At 64.5% G+C, this 19,066-nt stretch carries 20 protein-coding genes; 11 read left to right on the top strand and 9 right to left on the bottom strand.

Annotation, left to right across the window (positions count from 1 at the left end; translation table 11 throughout):
* Positions 1-11 precede the first annotated feature (11 nt).
* Positions 12-572, bottom strand: a complete 561-nt coding sequence (petA, locus tag EJ074_RS24020) for a ubiquinol-cytochrome c reductase iron-sulfur subunit (protein WP_095806985.1) — start codon at positions 570-572, stop codon at positions 12-14.
* Between the two features lie 311 nt (positions 573-883).
* Between petA and EJ074_RS24015 the strand changes: the two genes are divergently transcribed.
* Positions 884-1,228: a cupin domain-containing protein gene (locus EJ074_RS24015; protein ID WP_095806986.1), complete on the top strand. Its 345-nt coding sequence runs from the start codon at positions 884-886 to the stop codon at positions 1,226-1,228.
* Here EJ074_RS24015 and EJ074_RS24010 read toward each other — a convergent pair whose 3' ends face one another.
* The 4 genes from EJ074_RS24010 to EJ074_RS23995 are packed head-to-tail and all read right to left on the bottom strand — an operon-like array spanning position 1,229 to position 5,895.
* Complete coding sequence (locus EJ074_RS24010) at positions 1,229-1,540, bottom strand: DUF6665 family protein (RefSeq protein WP_095806987.1); 312 nt, start codon at positions 1,538-1,540, stop codon at positions 1,229-1,231.
* A gap of 8 nt (positions 1,541-1,548) precedes the next feature.
* On the bottom strand, positions 1,549-3,432 hold the full coding sequence (locus EJ074_RS24005) for an ABC transporter ATP-binding protein (protein ID WP_095806988.1): 1,884 nt from the start codon (positions 3,430-3,432) through the stop codon (positions 1,549-1,551).
* Positions 3,429-5,309, bottom strand: coding sequence for an ABC transporter ATP-binding protein (locus EJ074_RS24000; protein ID WP_095807046.1), 1,881 nt, complete (start codon positions 5,307-5,309; stop codon positions 3,429-3,431). Before EJ074_RS24000 ends, EJ074_RS24005 begins: the two co-directional genes overlap by 4 nt.
* A gap of 25 nt (positions 5,310-5,334) precedes the next feature.
* Positions 5,335-5,895 (bottom strand): hypothetical protein, encoded by a 561-nt coding sequence (locus EJ074_RS23995; protein ID WP_165350001.1) that lies wholly within the window; start codon positions 5,893-5,895, stop codon positions 5,335-5,337.
* A gap of 283 nt (positions 5,896-6,178) precedes the next feature.
* On the opposite strand from EJ074_RS23995, the gene EJ074_RS23990 reads away from it, so the two are divergent.
* Positions 6,179-6,637, top strand: a complete 459-nt coding sequence (locus EJ074_RS23990) for a tRNA (cytidine(34)-2'-O)-methyltransferase (protein WP_095806989.1) — start codon at positions 6,179-6,181, stop codon at positions 6,635-6,637.
* 148 nt (positions 6,638-6,785) lie between these two features.
* Positions 6,786-7,229: a redox-sensitive transcriptional activator SoxR gene (soxR, locus tag EJ074_RS23985; protein ID WP_095806990.1), complete on the top strand. Its 444-nt coding sequence runs from the start codon at positions 6,786-6,788 to the stop codon at positions 7,227-7,229.
* A 152-nt stretch (positions 7,230-7,381) separates the two neighbouring features.
* On the opposite strand, the gene EJ074_RS23980 is transcribed toward soxR, so the two are convergent.
* Positions 7,382-7,639, bottom strand: coding sequence for a hypothetical protein (locus EJ074_RS23980; RefSeq protein ID WP_095806991.1), 258 nt, complete (start codon positions 7,637-7,639; stop codon positions 7,382-7,384).
* 122 nt (positions 7,640-7,761) lie between these two features.
* On the opposite strand from EJ074_RS23980, the gene hemF reads away from it, so the two are divergent.
* The 5 genes from hemF (at position 7,762) to EJ074_RS29965 (ending at position 11,568) form a co-directional block, all read left to right on the top strand.
* Positions 7,762-8,676 carry an oxygen-dependent coproporphyrinogen oxidase gene (gene hemF, locus EJ074_RS23975; protein WP_095806992.1) on the top strand — a complete coding sequence of 305 codons (915 nt, stop codon included), beginning with the start codon at positions 7,762-7,764 and terminating at the stop codon, positions 8,674-8,676.
* A 259-nt stretch (positions 8,677-8,935) separates the two neighbouring features.
* A complete protein-coding gene (locus tag EJ074_RS23970) occupies positions 8,936-9,196 on the top strand; it encodes a DUF1344 domain-containing protein (protein ID WP_095806993.1) in 261 nt (86 codons plus the stop codon).
* 269 nt (positions 9,197-9,465) lie between these two features.
* Positions 9,466-9,651: a DUF1059 domain-containing protein gene (locus tag EJ074_RS23965; protein WP_095806994.1), complete on the top strand. Its 186-nt coding sequence runs from the start codon at positions 9,466-9,468 to the stop codon at positions 9,649-9,651.
* A gap of 273 nt (positions 9,652-9,924) precedes the next feature.
* A complete protein-coding gene (locus tag EJ074_RS23960) occupies positions 9,925-10,503 on the top strand; it encodes a hypothetical protein (RefSeq protein ID WP_129553838.1) in 579 nt (192 codons plus the stop codon).
* A gap of 78 nt (positions 10,504-10,581) precedes the next feature.
* Entirely contained in the window at positions 10,582-11,568 is a 987-nt protein-coding gene (locus EJ074_RS29965; RefSeq protein WP_095806996.1) for a S8 family serine peptidase, read from the top strand.
* A 53-nt stretch (positions 11,569-11,621) separates the two neighbouring features.
* Here EJ074_RS29965 and EJ074_RS23950 read toward each other — a convergent pair whose 3' ends face one another.
* From EJ074_RS23950 to EJ074_RS23940, 3 genes are read right to left on the bottom strand one after another with little or no spacing between them, the layout of a single operon-like run.
* The gene (locus tag EJ074_RS23950) at positions 11,622-12,890 is read right to left on the bottom strand and encodes a CCA tRNA nucleotidyltransferase (protein ID WP_245420393.1); all 1,269 of its coding nucleotides are present in this window, start codon (positions 12,888-12,890) and stop codon (positions 11,622-11,624) included.
* On the bottom strand, positions 12,887-13,519 hold the full coding sequence (locus EJ074_RS23945; RefSeq protein ID WP_095806998.1) for a CoA pyrophosphatase: 633 nt from the start codon (positions 13,517-13,519) through the stop codon (positions 12,887-12,889). Before EJ074_RS23945 ends, EJ074_RS23950 begins: the two co-directional genes overlap by 4 nt.
* Positions 13,519-14,163 carry a DUF1285 domain-containing protein gene (locus EJ074_RS23940; protein WP_095806999.1) on the bottom strand — a complete coding sequence of 215 codons (645 nt, stop codon included), beginning with the start codon at positions 14,161-14,163 and terminating at the stop codon, positions 13,519-13,521. The genes EJ074_RS23945 and EJ074_RS23940 overlap by 1 nt, the downstream gene beginning before the upstream one ends.
* Positions 14,164-14,316: 153 nt before the next feature.
* Here EJ074_RS23940 and EJ074_RS23935 point away from each other — a divergent pair, with 153 nt between their 5' ends.
* The 3 genes from EJ074_RS23935 to EJ074_RS23925 are packed head-to-tail and all read left to right on the top strand — an operon-like array spanning position 14,317 to position 19,066.
* Positions 14,317-15,321 carry a MoxR family ATPase gene (locus tag EJ074_RS23935; protein WP_095807000.1) on the top strand — a complete coding sequence of 335 codons (1,005 nt, stop codon included), beginning with the start codon at positions 14,317-14,319 and terminating at the stop codon, positions 15,319-15,321.
* Positions 15,321-16,253: a DUF58 domain-containing protein gene (locus EJ074_RS23930; protein WP_095807001.1), complete on the top strand. Its 933-nt coding sequence runs from the start codon at positions 15,321-15,323 to the stop codon at positions 16,251-16,253. The genes EJ074_RS23935 and EJ074_RS23930 overlap by 1 nt, the downstream gene beginning before the upstream one ends.
* Entirely contained in the window at positions 16,250-19,066 is a 2,817-nt protein-coding gene (locus tag EJ074_RS23925; protein WP_095807002.1) for a DUF4159 domain-containing protein, read from the top strand. Before EJ074_RS23930 ends, EJ074_RS23925 begins: the two co-directional genes overlap by 4 nt.

The raw sequence follows: 19,066 nt of genomic DNA, 5'->3' as shown, positions 1-19,066 counted from the left end.
ATCCCCCTGCCTCAACCGATAAGGATCTTGGTATCGGAAATGAATTTGAATACCGGGATCGCCATGTTCTCCGGCGCCGGACCTTTGCGGATGCGGCCGGCAGTGTCGTATACCGAGCCATGGCAGGGGCAGAACCAGCCGCCGAAATCGCCTTCCTGGCCTAGCGGGATGCAGCCGAGATGGGTGCAGACCTGCACCATGACCATCCAGGCTTCCTTGCCGGCCGTTGTGCGGTTGGCATCGGTCGCCGGGGCATCTGCAGGCAGGTTGGCGTTGCGCGCGATCGGATCCTTCAGCTCGTCAAGGCTTACCGCCTCGCCGTCCTTCATTTCCTTTTCGGTGCGGTTGCGCACCACGACCGGCTTGCCGCGCCACTTGACGATCAGCGAGCTGCCGGGCTGCAGCGAGGAGACGTCGACTTCGACCGAGGCGAGCGCCAGCGTCGAGGCATCCGGCTGCATCTGGTCGATGAACGGCCAAGCGACGGCGCCCGCACCGACCACGCCGGCCATGCCGGTGGCAATATAGAGAAAATCGCGACGGTTGGGATCGTGGATGTCGGTTGCGCTCACGGGTGCCTGATCCTTTCGCCTCTTTCCGTGCCGGCGGCCGAGCCTTGTCCCGCTCAATCGCGCCGGCCCGACAGCGCATGGCGAACAGGCTAGCGAATTCCTCCGGCATTTGGAGTTCGGTTTATGCGTGAAGCCCGTTTTTGTCCAGACGGGTGAAGGCACAAGGGCAGATTGTCGCGGGTGCCTGGCGCGGCCCCGCCAAGCGGTGCGCCGACTGCCCCTCGAGCGCCCCGAAACAACGGGAAATCCTGCCCGTTTTCCAGCCCCTACCCGGCTCGACAGCGGCAGATGGCGCGGGCTATTCTGGAGCCATGGCGCATGTCATCGAGCGTGACAGATGGGCGCAAGCGCCCGACCGTTGGCAAGGTGAGCTGCAATGCGGCGCCTTCGGCTCCAATAGCTGCCTGATCTTCAACTACCTGCCCGAGATCGGCGGCGGCCCGCGCCTGCACAAGCACCCCTACGCGGAGATCTTCATTGTCCGCTCCGGCACCGGCCTGTTCACGGTCGGCGACCAGGAGATCGAGGCCTCGGCCGGGCAGATCCTCATCGTGCCGCCCGGCACGCCTCACAAATTCACCAATCTCGGCCCCGGTCCGCTCGAGACCATCGACATCCACGAGAATGGCAGCTTCATCACGGAATGGCTGGAGTAGCTAGCTGGCCCCCAGCCTGACCAACACCGCCCGCGGGATATCGTACTCGCGGATCGCGGCGTCATGCTTGCGAAAACCGCAGAGCTCGCGCTGGATGAAATATGCGTGGACGGCAGCCGCCGCTTCCTTGAGCAGCCGGCTGCGATGCTCGCCCTCGCCGTTCTCGCGCAGCTTCGCCAGAGTCTGCTCGACGCGCTGGCCGGCGCGGCCAAGAGCGGCCGCCTTCTCGGCGAGGATTTCGTGGCCGAGCAGGTCGAACGCACTTTCCTGGGCGCCGCTTCGTCCAAAATTCGTGGGCATCCGTACCGACATGGCCCGTTCTACTCCGCCGGCCGCGTCTCTTCCAGCGCGCTTTCCTCGTTGAACAGGAAGCCGCCGGACTGCCGTTTCCACAGCCGCGCATAGAGCCCGTCGAGCGCGACCAGCTCGTCATGCGTGCCTTGCTCGACGATGCGACCGCCGTCCAGCACCACCAGACGATCGAGTGCTGCGATGGTCGACAGCCGGTGAGCGATGGCAATCACTGTCTTGTTCTCCATCAGCCGCGCCAGATTTTCCTGGATCGCGGCCTCGATGTCGGAATCGAGCGCCGAAGTCGCCTCGTCGAGGATCAGGATCGGCGCGTCCTTGAGGAACACGCGCGCGATCGCGACGCGCTGGCGCTGGCCGCCGGAGAGCTTCACGCCGCGCTCGCCGACATAGGCCTCGTAGCCGACGCGCTCGCGGTTGTCGCGCAGCCCCATGATGAACTCATGCGCCTCGGCCTTTTTCGCCGCGGCGATCACCTGAGCGTCGGTCGCATCCGGCATGCCGAGCTTGATGTTGTCGCGCAGCGAGCGATGGAACAGCGCCGTGTCCTGGCTCACCACACCGATATTGGCGCGCAGCGAATCCTGCGTCACATGCGCGATGTCCTGGCCGTCGATCAGGATCTTGCCGCCTTCGAGATCGTAGAGCCGCAGGATCAGATTGGCCAAGGTCGTCTTGCCGGCACCCGACGGACCGACCAGTCCGACCTTCTCGCCCGGCCGCACGACGAGATCGATGCCGTCGAGAACGCCCGCTCCCTTGCCGTAATGGAAGGTGACGCGACTGACGTCGATGCGTCCCCCGTTGACGAACAGTTCGCTGGCGTCCGTCGCATCGATCAGCCCGAGCGGCTGCGAGATCAGCGCCTTTGAATTTTCCAGCACGCCGAGATTCCTCAGGATGCTGTTGAGCTGCATCATCAGCCGGCCAAGCAGCATGTTGAGCCTGAGCACCAGAGAAAGCGTGAAGGCGACGGCGCCGACGGTGATCGAGCCTTCCACCCAGAGATAGATGGCAAAACAGGCGATCGCCGTGATCATCACCCCCGAAAGCGTCGTCAGCGCCATGCGCACCCCGGTCAGCCGGCGCGTGAACGGCCGCAGCGCATCGAGATAGATGTCGAAGCCGTTGCGGATATAGCGGTCGTCGCCATCGGCCGAAAACAGCTTCAGCGTCTGCACGTTGGAATAGGAATCGACGATGCGGCCATTGATCATCGAACCGGCCTCGGCCGTCGCCTCGGCATGCTTGCGGATCGCCGGCAGATGAAGCCTGGCCAGCCAGGCGAAAGCCACGATCCAGATGACCACCAGCACCGCCAGCCTGAGATCGAGGCCGGCGACCAGCGCCAGCGTCGTCACCGTGTAGACGATCATGAACCAGACGACCTCGAGGAAGCTCTCCATCAGGTCGCCGGTCGCCTGCCCCGCCTGCCAAACCTTTGTCGCGATGCGGCCGGCGAAATCGTTCTGGAAGAAGGCGTAGGACTGACGCGAGACATGCCGGTGCGCCTGCCAGCGCACCAGATTGTAGAAGCCCGGCGTGATCGTCTGCTCGTCGACCAGCGCCGACAGACCGACCACCAGCGTGCGGATGACGAGCACCACCGCGCCCATGAACAGCAGCTCGGGACCGGCGGCCGCCCACAGCGCATGCCAGCTGCGCTGTCCGGGCAACTGGTCCAGTATGTCGACCAGCCGACCGACGAAGTAGAACAGCCCGGCTTCGACCAGCGGCGCGACGCCGCCGATGACCAGCATGGCGAAGAAGGCGAGCTTTGCCTGCCCGACATAGTGCCAGATGAAGCCGCCGACGCTGGCAGGTGGCCGAAGTGTCGCCGGCTCGCGGAACGGGTAGACCCAGCGCTCGAACCAGCGGTAGACGGCCTTCATCATTCGGCGGCTTCACCCTTGGCTATCGCATCGTTGGCGGCATCGGTGGGCGCGTCGTCGAGCAGGAAGCCACCGGACTGGCGCTGCCAGAGCTGGGCATAGAGCCCGCCTTTGGCGACCAGTTCGTCGTGCGACCCTTCCTCGATGATGCGGCCCTTGTCCATGACGACGAGCCTGTCCATCGCGGCGATGGTCGACAGCCGATGCGCGATGGCGATCACGGTCTTGCCCTGCATGAGCCTGTAGAGGTTCTCCTGGATCGCCGCCTCGGCTTCGGAATCGAGGGCCGAGGTCGCCTCATCGAGGATGAGGATCGGCGCGTCCTTCAGCATGACGCGGGCAATTGCGATGCGCTGGCGCTGGCCCCCGGACAGTTTGACGCCGCGGTCGCCGACATAGGCGTCGAAATTCTTGCGGCCTTCGGAATCGGAAAGCTCGGCGATGAAGTCCAGCGCCTCGGCCCGCTTGGCCGCCTCGACCAGCATCTCTTCAGTCGCGTCGGGCCGGCCGTACAGGATGTTTTCACGCACCGAGCGGTGCAGCAGCGAGGTATCCTGTGTCACCATGCCGATCTGCGCGCGCAGCGAATCCTGTGCCACCGCCGCGATCTCCTGGCCGTCGATCAGGATCCGGCCGGCTTCCAGGTCGTAGAAGCGCAGCAGCAGGTTGACCAGCGTCGATTTGCCGGCGCCCGAGCGGCCGACAATGCCGACCTTCTCGCCAGGCTTCACAGTCAGCGACAGGTTCTCGATGACGCCCTTCTGCCTGCCGTAGTGGAAGCGGATATCTTCGAAACGGATCTCGCCCAGGCTGACGGCGATGTCCTTGGCGCCCGGCCTGTCTTCGACCAGGCGCGGCAGCGAGATCGATTGGATGCCATCTTGGACCGTGCCGATATTCTCGAACAGGCCAGACATCTCCCACATGATCCATTGCGACATGCCCCACATCCTGAGCACCAGGCCGATGACAACGGCCACCGCCCCGATCGTCACCGCATCGCCGAGCCATAGCCACAGCGACAGCGCCGTGACGGAGAACAATAACAGCGCGTTCAAGATGTAGAGCAGGCCGTAGAGGATGGTCACCAGCCGCATCGAGCGGTAGACCGTCTCGAGGAAACCCGCCATGCCTTCTCTGGCGAAGCCCGCTTCGCGGCGCGCGTGGCTGAACAGCTTTACCGTCTGGATGTTGGCGTAACTGTCAACGACTCGACCAGTCATGGTCGAACGCGCATTGGCCTGCTCTTCTCCGACCCTGCCCAATCGAGGGATGAAATAACGCAGCAGGGCGATGTAGCCGACCAGCCACACAGCCAGCGGCGCCGCCAGCCGCACGTCCGCCGAGCCGACGATGAACAACATGCCAAGGAAGTAGACGATGACGTAGTTGAGAACGTCTATGATCTTCATGACGCAGTCGCGCACGGCAAGTGCGGTCTGCATCAGCTTGGTGGCGATGCGGCCCGCGAACTCGTCCTGGTAGAAAGCCATGGACTGTTTCAGCAGGTAGCGATGCACCTGCCAGCGGATGCGCATCGGATAGTTGCCCATCACCGTCTGCTGGTTGAGCAACGAACGCAACCAGACGGTGCCGGGCAGCGCAACCAGCACGATGAAGGCCATGCCGGCGAGCTTCCAGCTCTCTGTCTGCAGAAAGGTTTCGCGGTTCTGCGCCGACAGCCAGTCGACGATGCGGCCCATGAAACCGAACATCCACACTTCGGCGACGGCGATTGCCGCCACCAGCAAGGCGTCCAAAATGATGTAGGGCCAGACGCCGCGCGTGTAGTGCACGCAGAAGGCGACCAGCGTCTTCGGCGGCTCGACCGGCTCCGCGGCGGGAAACGGATCGAGCCTTTTTTCAAACCAGCGGAACATTTCCGGGCACTCGACTGTCTTGCGCTCACGCGGCGCGGGATTGATGGACAAGCTTGCCTGGCCGCGCGGCGCCGCGGGCCGGCGATACGGAATCGACCGCATCGCCGGCCCTGCTTCGCGCAATATAGGGTGTCGCGGGCTTTTCGCCGACAGGCTGCCGGGCCGATGATCCTGACGACAAGCTGTCGCCGGCCCGTGCTTTGTTGCCCGGCCGGATCATCCGGATGATGCGGCGCACCAGCGAAGGCCGGCTGGGGTCGGGCACGGCATGCGAGAAATCGACGTCCGGAAGCATGCCGCGATGCGGACGTCGGCGCGTCTCGGCGTGCACCGCTGACGAATAGGTTTCGCCGATCAGCAGCGCCCAAGTCGCCATCTTGCGCTCGTGCAGGGTTCTCGAGCCGGGTATTTTGTAGGGATCGAACACTGGTCCGTCCTCCATGTGCAATTGCGATAAAAAGGGTGAAACGAACACGACCGCCGGCATTCGGCCGGAGGCACGGAATGCGTCGGTCCAGACACGACAGACGTCGGCCGTGACACGTTCAGGTGGGACGTGGCGTCCCTTTGGCAGTTTGAAAAACATCGCGAGATTCCTTCGAGAGCCGAAACTGGGCTCGGCGGGAATCGGTGCGATGAGGACTTAAAGTGTCAGGAAAATCGTCGTACCGAAACCGCCGTCGGGCGTAGATGGCCCCAGGAGAGGCGCTGGATGTGCATAGTCATCATGTGGTCCCCTCCCTTCGGTTCGGGTTGACGATGAGTGGCATATACTCGATTTCGCAGAATATGGCCACCCGCCAGTCCAGAAATCGGAAAACCCGCGAAGCCGCTGTGGCCGATCTGCCACTTATTAGAAGGATGCGGAAATGAACGATTGTCTCCGCATCGCGCTCTACCAGCCGGATATTGCCGGCAACACCGGGACAATCCTGCGCTTTGCCGCCTGTCTTGATCTGGGGGTCGACATCATCGAGCCGGCCGGCTTCCCGCTCTCCGACCGGACGCTGAAGCGGGCCGGCATGGATTACCTCGAAATGGCGGCGCTTTCCCGCCATGCCGACTGGCACGCCTTCGAGGATTGGCGCCGGACGAACGCCCGCCGCCTCGTGCTGCTCACCACCAAAGCCGCGATTCCCTACACCGATTTTGCTTTCGCCGCCGGCGACGTCCTTCTGTTCGGTCGCGAATCCGCTGGCGTGCCGGAACAGGTTCACCAGGCGGCGGATGCGCGACTGACCATTCCGATGCGCCCTGGCGCGCGGAGTATCAATGTCGCGCTGTCCGTCGCCATGGTCGCCGGCGAAGCCCTCCGCCAGTTCGGATAGGATCCTCAGGCCTTCCCCGCTCTGGCTTACCGCCTCGGCTCCAGCCGTCACTTTCACCCAGGCGCACATTCGCTTTCTCCTGCATTTGCCCTGTCAGGATTTCTTCGCTACAAGCTCAACTTAACTTGAGGTCAAGCGGAAAATTCGAATGACTCCGGCAAAGGAATTGACGGTCGGCCAGGTGGCCATGCGCAGCGGCGTCGCGGTATCGGCGCTGCATTTCTACGAAGCGCGCGGCCTGATCCGCAGCCACCGGACATCGGGCAACCAGCGGCGCTACGGCCGCGACGTGCTGCGGCGCGTGGCGATCATCCGGGTCGCCCAGGAGGTCGGCATCTCGCTTGCCGAGATCGCCGCGGCGCTCGGGTCGCTGCCCGAGGGGCGTACGCCGACGCGCGAGGATTGGAATCTGCTTTCAACGGCCTGGCGCGACGGACTCGACCACAAGATCAGCCAGTTGAAGAAGCTGCGCGACGGCCTGACCGACTGTATCGGCTGCGGCTGCATGTCGATCGACAAATGCCCGCTCAGGAACAAAGAAGACCGTCTGGCGCGAGAGGGTACGGGCGCAAGGCGGCTGGCGGTACGCTGATGGTCTAGCTCCAAGGCGCGTTGAGATTCAGGTCAGGCCGAGTCGAAAATGGTGGTTTCGAGAACCGGAGCGGAGCGTACTTTTCGTACGTGAGCACCGGAGCGCAGGAAACCGCCATTTGCAGGCCGGTCTGACCTGAATCTCAACGCGCCTTAATCCGCCGCCGGCAGCCGCCGCATGGTGAATTCGATGACGTCGCCCGGCCGTTCGAACCAGCTCTCGATCTCGGTCCAGTAAGCTTGCTTGGGGAAGCGCTCGAACCATTCCTTCGCCTTGAGCCGCGCCGCCGGTCGGGGCAGCACGAAGGTCTCGCGCAGGAATCCATCGCGAGGCTGCCCTTCGCGCTCGGCACGCGAGCGCTCCAGCCTCTTCTTCAGTCCATCCAGCGGCGGTCTTGCCGGCGCGCGCACGAAGGAAACTCCTTGCAGCTTGGTCAGACAGGACTTGACCCTTGCCCTTAAGAGATTAGGGATCGCGCGCGGAAAAAACGAGTCATTTGTCAGGCAAGTGGTGCCTGCGACTGGAGAAAGAATTGCAACGACGTGACCTTCCCCCGGAGCTGCCGGCCGACATCGAACAGAAGAAGATGAAGGCCCGCCTCTGGTTCGAGGCGCTGCGCGAGCGCATCTGCGGCACGTTCGAGCAGATCGAAGAGGAGCTTCAAGGGCCGCAATCCTCATGGTCGCCAGGTCGTTTCGAGAAGACGCCGTGGGAGCGCGACGAAGGCAAGGGCGGCGGCGGCACGATGTCGATGATGCACGGCCGCGTCTTCGAGAAGGTCGGCGTGCACACCTCGACGGTTCATGGCGAGTTCTCGCCCGAATTCAGGAACCAGATTCCCGGCGCCGAGGAGGATCCGCGCTTCTGGGCGAGCGGCATTTCGCTGATTGCGCACCCCTGGAACCCAAACGTGCCGGCCGTGCACATGAACACGCGCATGGTTGTCACCACGCGCCAGTGGTTTGGCGGCGGCGCAGACCTGACGCCGGTTCTCGACCGGCGCCGCACTCAGGACGATCCGGACACGCTGGCTTTCCATCGCGCCATGAGATTCGCCTGCGAGAAGAACGCCGCAGTCGCCGACTACGAGAGCTACAAGGCATGGTGCGACGAGTACTTCTTCCTGCCGCATCGCGACGAGCCGCGCGGCATCGGCGGCATCTTTTTCGACTGGCTGCACTCGGACGAGGACAAGGGCGGCTGGGATGCCGATTTCAACTTCGTCCAGGACGTCGGCCGTTCCTTCCTCGTCGTCTATTCACACCTGGTGCGGGCCAATTTCAACGACAACTGGACCGATGGCGAACGCGACGAACAGTTGATCCGCCGCGGCCGCTACGTCGAATTCAACTTGCTTCACGATCGCGGCACCATCTTCGGCCTGAAGACCGGTGGCAATGTCGCATCGATCCTGTCCAGCCTGCCGCCGGAGGTAAAGTGGCCGTAACAATCTGGTGAATCGAAGGCTGGCCTCATTGATGTCCCATTCGCCGAATCTTGGCGGGCAATGTGGCGGGGATGATTTCTTTTTCGTCTAATATCCTTTTGAAAAAATTGAGTTATTTAACGTTGGCGGGTCGGGAAGCGCCGGCGGCCGGAGTGAGAATCATGAACTCTCACAGGCCGCGACCCGACGCGACCGGACGACCCTGATAGAGAGGGGTGCCTTGCCAAACGGGTGCCCGCATTTCCAGGAGAGCATGCCAATGCGCAAGCTTATTGTGACGGCAGCAGCCGCTGCCTTTCTCGCCTCCAGTGGCGCCGCGTTCGCGGCGGTCAAGCACACCACCGGAACGGTAAAGAGCTTTGATGGAACGGCCATGAGCCTGGTTCTGGACGACGGGTCGACCTTCACCCTGTCCAAGGACTTCAAGGATCCTGGCATCCAGACGGGTGAGAAGGTGCGCGTTTCCTGGGACAAAAGCGGCAAGAACAAGATCGCCGAGGCCGTCAAGATCATGAAATGACGTCCTGCTCTTCACGAGCAGATTCTATCGTTCTCAGGCAGCAAGGAAGGCGGAGCAGCAACAGCTCCGCCTTCCGTTCGAATGCAGCCCAAGAATGGCGATTTGCCGTTTGGCTTTCGATGCAACCGAAACCGGCGGCATGTGTTATTGTTGTCCACCTGAGCAATTCCAGCAAAGTGCGCACCGGTTTCCGCGCGGGGATTGCATGAACGACTGATAGCTGGAGCCGGTCAGATCTGGGCCGCTTCGAAGCGAGGAAAGGAAAGCCCATGAAGGAATTCCAGTGCGGATCGCTCGTCCCGGGCTGTGAATGGCATACGCGCGCCGAGGAGGAGGCGGAGGTCATGCGCCGCGCAGTGGAGCATTTGCGTGAGACACATGGCGAAACGATTATTCGCGAGACGATGATCGAGGCGATCCGCTCGCGCATCCAGAAGGTCCGCGACGCGGCTTAGATTTCCCGCCTGCGTCACCGCCTGCCAGCGGCGGCAGCCCCCGTCGGCGCCTGACGTTGTGCCCGCCGTCAGCGCTATGTTGGCGAGCGGATACCCGAGGGCGGATTTTAGCCCGGCAACCCGCTCAAATCATATTTCAGCCCGCTAAATAAACCTCGCGGTAACTAGGCCGTGCGATCGTCGGACCAATAATCCGGCTGCACCGGGCCACCCGAGAAGCCCCTCGCCATCCAGGCGCTGACCCGGAGACAGAGAGGCGAGGTATTTTCGCGGATGCGCGAAAGGCACGGCAGTCGGGACAGGTTCAGCGTGGTGGCGCTTCTGCTCTGCGCGCTCCTTGCAGCGTCTCCGGCAGCGGCCCAGGAATTCACGACATCGCTGGTCGACATCCACCAGGGCTCTTGGCTCAGTGACAGGGCGAGAGGGCTAGGCAACGGCGGCTACGAGCTGCAGAACGGGAGCTGGGTCTCGTTCAACCAGTGGTACCGCACGAGTTGGGTCGACATGCATGTCGACCTGCTTACCCAGATCACCGAGGACACCGGCATTCTGTGGGGTTTCGGCACCGGCGAAGAAGGCGAGAAATATCGGATCGAGCCCAGCCTGAAGCTGGGCTTCCTTACCCAGGTGCATCCGAGTGCCAACAGCATTCTGTCCTTCTCCTTCACCACGGTCATCGGCGGCAATCTGAGCGAGAAGTCGTGCGAGGCCGATTACGGCGATCCGGGCACCTACAACGTCAACTGTCGGCTCGCGGCCGGCCTGTTGGCACCCGAGGAGACCTTGAAATATCTGGTTAACGCTAAACCAGAGACCCAGCGTCTCTGGCTCAACTACCGTGTTACGTTCTGATCGGGGCGCGCGCGTGAGAGCAGCCGCCGAAATTCGCGATCATCCGTCCTGGCTCTTGTCTTGATCTGGAGTAAGAACATGCCGTGCAATCCTTGGAAGTTGGGCGTCGCCGTAGCTCTGGCCCTGCTGCCGGCATCGATGGCGATGGCGGATGATAAGCTCGGTCCGGACCCGCTGTCTGCGATTTGCAACGGCGGTCAGTCCGATCAGGCCATATGCCTGAGCGCCACGGTACCAACCGCGACGACGCAGGCCGTGCAAGGCTGGATGAGCCCTGATGTCGGCGCCGCCTGGGCCGCCGGCTACAAGGGCAAGGGCGTTACGATCACCGTCGTCGACGACTTCTCCAGCAGCTCGCGCTTCAGCGGCAATCTCGGCCTCGGCACGCAGTATCAGCGGCATGGCGAATGGACCCGCGAGGAAGCAAGCATGATTGCTCCCCTGGCGACCATCAAATCGAAGGACTTCAGCACCAATTCGGCCGTCACGCTGGCGCCGGGGCTGAACGTGCTGAACCTTAGCTACGGCATGTATGCCAAGGCCGGCTACAGCGTCAGTCAGATCAGGTGGAGCCCGGAGGAGTCTTCAATCATCTCCTACGCCACCAATGGGAAAGCCGTAGTCGCGAAGGCGGCCGGCAACGACTCGGTCGCCGTCGGCGGCATCACGGGCGGCCAGCAGGACTATCTCGACATCGCCCTGGTCGGAAAGGCCTCGGCGATCTTCGTCGGCGCGCTGTCCACGAACGGCACGACGGCCAACCCGGCCCAGCTCGCCTGGTATTCGAACTATGCCGGTTCCAACCCGCTCGTGCAGAGCCACTTCCTGGTGGTCGGCGTCGACGGCAGCAAGACCGGCCTCTATGGCACGTCCTTCGCCGCGCCCATCATAGCCGGCTACGCCGCCATCATCGGCAGCAAGTTCACCAGCGCGACGGCCACTCAGATCACCAATGACCTGCTCAAAACGGCCCGTACGGACACGCTGGCCAACTATAACCCCTCGATCTACGGCAAGGGCGAAGCAAGCCTTTCGCGTGCCCTGGCTCCGGTGTCGATCAAGTAGGAAGATGCCGCGCCAGGCCGATCCGCCATGACGCGGTCCGGCTGGGAATAGCGTTACGTTCCAAGTGCCTGTGCGGCGCGTTCGAGCAGCGCGTCGCGCCCCAGCGCGAAGCCCGACTCGACCCATTCCTTTTCGAGATTCTTCAAGGTGGCGCCGAGCTTCGGGCCGGGCGACGCGCCGAGCGCCGTCAGGTCGGCACCCTTGACCGGAAACACCGGCCTCGCCCATTTCCGGGCGAAAGCGAGCTGGCGCGACAAGCCGCCCGCTTCCATCATCGCCTGATTGTCCTCGACGGCACGTGATCGCGCGGACGCCAGCGCAAGCCTCAGCCGGTCGATAAACCCACCCGGGTCACCGAAGTAGAGCTTCTTTGCCAGTTCCGTTTCGGTCGTCCTGGAGTCCGGCGCAACGGTCAGCGCCCAACGCCGCAGGCGTTCGATCTCGTCCTTCGAAAATCGCAGCCGTTCGCCGAGCGTCCTCATGCGCGCGGCATCGGGCGGGACGATGGCTTCCAGCCTGAGCAGCGGATCGGCCGGCCAGGCCAGGTCCTTCTCGGTCCTTACCAGCCCGTGTATGGCATCGATGCCCCATTTCTCGCTCTCTGGCAGAACGGCAGAGAGAACGCCCGCCTGGCGCATCCACAACAGGGCGCGCGAGGGATCGGGTGCCGAAAACAGCTTCTTCAGCTCCGACCAGACGCGCTCGGCCGAAAGCCGGCTCAGTCCGTCCTTCAGCCTGGCGCAGGCCTTTAGGCCCTCGGCATCGGGCCGACCGTCGCCATACCAGGCAAAAAAGCGGAAGAAGCGCAGAATGCGCAGGTAATCCTCGCGGATGCGCGCTTCCGCATCGCCGATGAAACGCAGCCGCCGCGCCTCGATATCGGCGACGCCGCCGACATGGTCGACGACCGTCCCGTCGGCTTCGGCATAGAGCGCGTTGATGGTGAAGTCGCGCCGCTCGGCGTCAAGCTTCCAGTCGCGCCCGAAGATCACCTTCGCCCTGCGGCCATCGGTCTCGACATCGGCCCTGAGCGTCGTGACCTCGTAGGCCTTGCCGCCGCCGATCGCCGTGATCGTGCCATGCTCGATCCCGGTCGGCACCGTCTTGAACCCTGCCGCCTCGGCGCGTCGGATTGTCTCTTGCGGCACTGTCGTCGTGGCAATGTCGATGTCTGCCACCGGCTGGCCGATCAGTGCGTTGCGCACCGCCCCGCCGGCCACGCGCGCCTCCTCGCCACCCTCCTTCAGCGCCCCAAGCAGTCGCTGCAGGTGCTTTTCGCCGAGCCAGTCTGCCCTGCCTGAAAGAGATACCGTGGCGCTCACCCATAAAGCCTTTCGTAGAGCGTGCGAATGATGCCCGCGGTCACGCCCCAGATGCGCTGGCCGCCATAGGGCATCTCGTAGAAGAACCATTCGAGATCGTTCCACATGCGGCTGTCGCGAGCGTGATTGGCGGGATCCATCAGGAAGCGAAGCGGCACTTCGAAGACGGCGTCGACCTCATCGGCATTGAGCGTCAGGGAAAACCCCGGGCGCACCACCGAAAGCACCGGAACGATGCGGTAGCCGCTCCCCGAGACATAGTCCGGCATGCGGCCGATGATCTCGACATGAGCACGGTCGAGACCGATCTCCTCGAAGGTCTCGCGCAGCGCCGCCGCCTCCGGCCCGGGGTCTGTCGGATCGATCGTGCCCCCGGGAAAGGCCACCTGCCCCGAATGGCTGCGCAACCTCTCGGCCCGCTTGGTCAGCAGCACGGTGGCGCCGTCGGCATGATCGACCACCGGGATCAGCACCGCGGCATCGCGCAGTGGCTTTATGTGCTTGAGCCTTGGGTGACCGGGATTGAAGCGGTGGTCGCCGAACTCGTCGCCGGTTTGCGCCTCGGCCTGCGCCGCGACGCGGACGCGAAAATCCGCGATCGAGAACGGCATTGGCGCCATCTGGTCCATCACGCGCTCAGCCGCCTGAGCTTCTCGGCCGGCATGATCGGATAGACCTCGCCACCGGAGCGGACGGCAAACATGGTCCTGCCGCCAATATCGATTTCCTCGCCGTGCTCGACGAGTTCGTACATCACCGGTCTGGCCACCAGCGCTTCAAGGCGCCCGCGCACCAGGACATAGGGTTTCAGCCCGCCGGTCGCGTCCTCGTCGACGAACCGCAGCGGATGGCCCGGGCCGGCCTGGACGACATCACCGACATTGGTGCGGAAGGTGATGACCTGGCCGTCGCCAACTCCCGAAACGTTCATCTCGACGGCAATGAACGGCGCGTCGGCGACGCGGATGCCGACGCGCTCCACCGGGGTCACCAGATAGGTTTTCCCGTCTGCGTCCTTGCGCAGCACGCTGGAGAAGAGCTGCACCAGCGGCATGCGCCCGATCGGCGTGCCGAGATAGAACCAGGTGCCGTCGGCCTTGATTTCCATGTCGAGATCGCCGCAGAACTCGGGATTCCAGCGCTCCACCGGAGCCGGTCCCTTGCCGGCCCGGGCCGCCCGCGAGATCAGCGCTTCCAGCCCACGCGCCTCGGTGGCGCCAATCAGGCTTTGCTCGCCCAGGCCCTGTTCGCGATGTCGGGATTGATCGGTCATCGTCACGAAATAGTCACTGTTGTCCCGCTTGTCAGCCTTGTCAGCCCAAGTCTGTGATTTAAGTTCAAACCCAGACGCCAGGCGAGACCGAATCGCGGCATTCTGCGACCTTGAGAATGCGGGCCGGTATTTCCAACCACAAGGATCAACGGCATGAGCGTGATGATCAAGGAAAGCCCGATGAGCGAAAAGGCCATGATCGACCAGGCCGAAAAGGCGCTGGCCGACATCTCGAAGGTTCGCGATGCCGTCGGGCGGGTGATCTTCGGCCAGGAAGCCGTCGTCGAGCGCACGCTGGTGGCGCTTCTTGCCGGCGGCCACGCGCTGCTGGTGGGCGTGCCGGGCCTCGCCAAGACCAAGCTGGTGGAGACGCTTGGCATCGTGCTCGGTCTCGATTCCCGCCGCATCCAGTTCACCCCCGACCTGATGCCGTCGGACATTCTGGGATCCGAGGTGATGGAGCAGGACGAGTTCGGCAAGCGCTCCTTCCGCTTCATTTCCGGGCCGATCTTCGCGCAATTGCTGATGGCGGACGAGATCAACCGCGCTTCGCCGCGCACCCAGTCGGCGCTCCTGCAGTCGATGCAGGAGTATCACGTCACCATCGCCGGCGCGCGCCACGACCTGCCCTCGCCCTTCCATGTGCTGGCGACGCAGAACCCGCTGGAGCAGGAAGGCACCTATCCGCTGCCTGAAGCCCAGCTCGACCGTTTCCTGATGCAGGTCGACATCCTCTATCCGGAGATCGACGCCGAGCGCCGCATCCTGCTCGAGACCACGGGTGTCGACGAGGCCAGGGCCGGCAATGTGCTGCAGCCGGCGCGGCTCAAGGAGATCCAAACTCTGATCCGCCGCATGCCGGTGCCGGAAAGCGTCGTCGAAGCGATCCTCAAGCTGGTTCGCTCGGCCCGTCCGGGCCAGGGCAATGCCGATACCGACAGGCACGTCGCCTGGGGTCCTGGGCCGCGCGCCAGCCAGGCGCTGACCCTGTGCGCCCGCGCCCGCGCCCTGTATGATGGCAGGCTGGCACCGTCGGTGGACGACATCCGGGCGCTCGCCGAACCGGTGCTGCAGCATCGTATGGCGCTGACATTCGCCGCCCGCGCCGAAGGCACCTCCGTGCGCGACGTGGTGGCGAAACTGGCAAAAGGCATCTGATGGGTCGAATAGGCGAGGTCCAGGCACCGGTTGCGACGCGCGACGCGCTCGCCCGCGGCCGGTTGCGGGCTTCGCTGGTGCCGGACCTGCTGGTCGAGGCGCGCCGTATCGTCAACACGGTGATCGCCGGTTGGCACGGCCGCCGCAAGCGCGGGATCGGCGAGAACTTCTGGCAGTTCCGGCCCTATGTCGAAGGCGACTCCTCGCGCATCGACTGGCGCCGCTCGGCCCGGGACGACCATACCTATGTGCGCGACCGCGAATGGGAGGCTGCCCACACCGTCTGGCTGTGGGCAGACCCCTCCTCTTCCATGCTCTACAAATCGGCCGGCGCCACCGTCTCGAAGGAATCGCGCGCGCTGGTGCTGGCGCTCGCCATGGCCGAGCTTCTGTCCCGCAGTGGCGAACGCATCGCCTGGCCGGGCCTGAGTGATCCATTCACCGCGCGCAATGGTGCCGAGCGGATCGCAGCGCAGCTCAGCCATGCCGCTTCGTTGCCGGCCAAGCCCGATCTGTCCGCCATCCGCCGCTTCTGCGACATCGTCATCGTCAGCGATTTCCTCGATCCGGTCGAGGAGACCAAGGCCTGGCTCGACGTGCTTGCCCGCCACGGCGTGCGCGCCCATCTGATCGAGGTCGCCGATCCGGCCGAGGAGAACTTCCCCTATGCCGGCCGCACCGAATTCACCGACCCCGAGACCGGCGACAAGCTGACCGCCGGCCGCGCCGAAATGCTGGGTGAGGAATACCGTCTGCTCTACACCGCCCGGCGCCAGGAACTGGCCGGCTGGTGCAAGCGACTCGGCTGGAGCTTCACCGTCAACCACACCGACCGGCTCGCATCGGAAGCGCTGGTGCGCGTCCACCTGGCGATGACCGCCAGCAGCGGTCATTCTGGATTGGCCGCCGCTGGCGGAAAGGCAGTCGCATGAACTGGCTGCCGCTGTCCTTCGGTGCGCCCATGGTGCTGTGGGGCCTCCTGGCTCTGCCTGTGATCTGGTGGCTGCTGAGACTGACGCCGCCGAAGCCGCAGATGGAGGTCTTTCCGCCGCTCAAGATCCTCGCCCGCGTCCTGCGGCGCGAGGAGACCCCGCAGCAAAGCCCCTGGTGGCTGACCCTGCTCAGGCTGCTGATGGCCGCCCTGATCATCATCGCGCTCGCCGAGCCGGTCTTCAATCCGCGCGAGAAACTGCCTGCGGAGGGTTCGGCCCTGGCGCTGGTCATCGACAACGACTGGGCAAGCGCATCCGATTGGGGCAAGCGCGTCGCCACCGCCGAGCGGCTGATTGCCGATGCCGGGTCGAACGGCGTGCCGGTCGTCATCGCCTTCACTGCCGAGAAGCCGAACGCCGAGATCGGTCCTTTCGATGCGTCGGCCGCCCTCGATCGCCTGCGCGCCGCAAAGCCGCGTCCGATCCCGACCGACCGGCCGGCCGTTTATGCCCGCGTCGCCGGTGCCTTGGAACGTCTGCCCGGCGCCAGCGTCGCCGTGCTTGCCGATGGGCTCGCTGCCAAGGGCGACGACGCCGCGTTCAAGACGCTTCTGGAAAAGAACGCGTCCCGGTTGGTCTGGGTTACGTCCGACCGGCTTGCGCTGACCGGCCTGACCGGTGCCGACAACCAGGTCGACGGCTTCGCGCTGACCGCCATCCGAGCGGCAGGGGATCCGGCACCGGCGCAAGTGACGGCGGGCGCCTTCGACGACAAGGGCCGTCGCATCGCTGACGCGACGCTGACCTTCGCGCCCAACCAAACCACCGCCACCGCCACGATGGCAGTGCCGTTCGAGCTGCGCAACGACTTCGCCTCTGTCGCCCTCGACGGCGAGCATCAGGCGGGTGCCGTGCGCGTCCTCGACGAAAGCTCGAAGCGCCGCCGCGTCGGACTGCTGTCGCAGGCAGAGGCCGACCAGGCACAGCCGCTTCTGTCGCCGCTCTACTACATCCGCCGCGCGCTGCAGCCCTTCGCCGATCTGGTCGAGCCGTCGAGCGCCGATCTGGCCGACGCCATTCCGCAACTTCTCGACCAGAAGCCGGCGATGATCATCATGGCCGATGTCGGCACGATCCCCGAGCAGGTCCGCCAGCGGCTGGTCGACTGGGTCGACAAGGGCGGCACGCTGGTGCGCTTTGCAGGATCGCGGCTCGCCGCTTCCGGCAATGACGACGACCTCTTGCCGGTCAGGCTGCGCAGCGGCGAGCGCGCGCTGGGCGGCGCTTTGTCGTGGACCACGCCGCAGCCCGTCACCGAATTTCCGAAGACCGGACCTTTCGCCGATCTGGCGCCGCCGACCGAGGTGACGGTGAGCAGGCAGGTGCTGGCCGAGCCGACGCCCGACATCGTCGAGCGCACCTGGGCGACCCTTGCCGACGGCACGCCGCTGGTGACGGGCCTGAAGAAGGACAAGGGCACGCTCGTGCTCTTCCACGTCACGCCGGAGGCGACCTGGTCGAACCTGCCGATCTCCGGTAGCTTCGTCGAGATGCTGAGACGCATCGTGCAATTGTCGCGCAACCAGGGTGCAGCTGTAGCCAACGCCGAGGCCGCCGCTGCGTCGCTGGCGCCTTATCGCATGATCGATGCCGACGGCATGCTGGTGCCGCCGACTCCCGATGCGCGGCCGCTGGTGCCAGCCGCCGGCCCGCTGCCGGTCACCCTGGAAAACCCGCCCGGCCTCTACGGCTCGGAGACCGGCGTTTTCGCCCACAACCTGCTCAATGCCGCGAGCACGTTTGCACCGCTCGTTCGCCCGCAGGTCTCGCTGCCGGTCACCGCTATTCCCTATGCCTTCGATGAATCCGAGAACCTCAAGGGTCCTCTGGTGGCCACGGCGCTCCTGCTGATGGTGCTCGACACGCTTGCCGTCTTTTGGATGGGAGGGCTTTTGTCGCGCCGGCCGCGTCGCGCCGCAGCAGTCGCCGCTGCCGTCCTGATCGCGCTCGGCGGGGTCTTCGGTCACGCCGACCTTGCCCGCGCCGACGATGCAAAGCCTGGCGATTCGCAGGCGATCGACGACATTTCCAAGACCCGCATCGCCTATGTCATCACCGGCGAGCCCGGCGTCGATTCGATCAGCCGCGCCGGCCTCGAGGGGCTGACCCGCTTCCTGATCGAAAAGACGGCGCTGGAGCCTGGCCCGCCTGCCGGCGTCGACATAGCCAAGGACGAGTTGTCCTTCTATCCGCTGATCTACTGGCCGATCGACGCCACCGCGCCGATGCCGAGCCAAGCGTCGATCGCCCGCATCGACGCCTATATGCAGCAGGGCGGCACGGTCCTCTTCGACACCCGTGACCAGTTCTCCAACGGCATCGGCGCCAGCTCGGCGAGCCCGGCGACAGAGCGTCTGCGCGACATCCTCGGCAATCTCAACGTGCCGCCATTGGAGCCGGTGCCATCCGATCACGTGCTCACGAAATCCTTCTTCATCCTTCCGGAATTCCCGGGCCGCTTCAATGGCAGCCCGCTCTGGGTCGAGACTTCGCTCGACGCCAGCAACACCGAAAACCGTCCGGTGCGCACCGGTGACGGGGTGTCGCCGATCATGATCACCGCCAATGATTTTGCCGGTGCCTGGGCCATCGACGAGAATGGCGATCCGATGCTGCCGACCGTGCCCCCGGATCCGATGCAGCGCGTCTATGCGCTGCGCGCCGGGGTCAACATCATGATGTATATGCTGACCGGCAACTACAAATCCGACCAGGTGCATGTGCCCATCCTGCTCGAACGGCTGGGCCAGTAG

It is taken from the genome of Mesorhizobium sp. M3A.F.Ca.ET.080.04.2.1 (assembly GCF_003952525.1).
Lineage (GTDB): Bacteria > Pseudomonadota > Alphaproteobacteria > Rhizobiales > Rhizobiaceae > Mesorhizobium.
The sequence above is the reverse complement of the archived record's forward strand: the minus strand, read 5'-3'. Positions and strand labels throughout refer to the sequence as shown.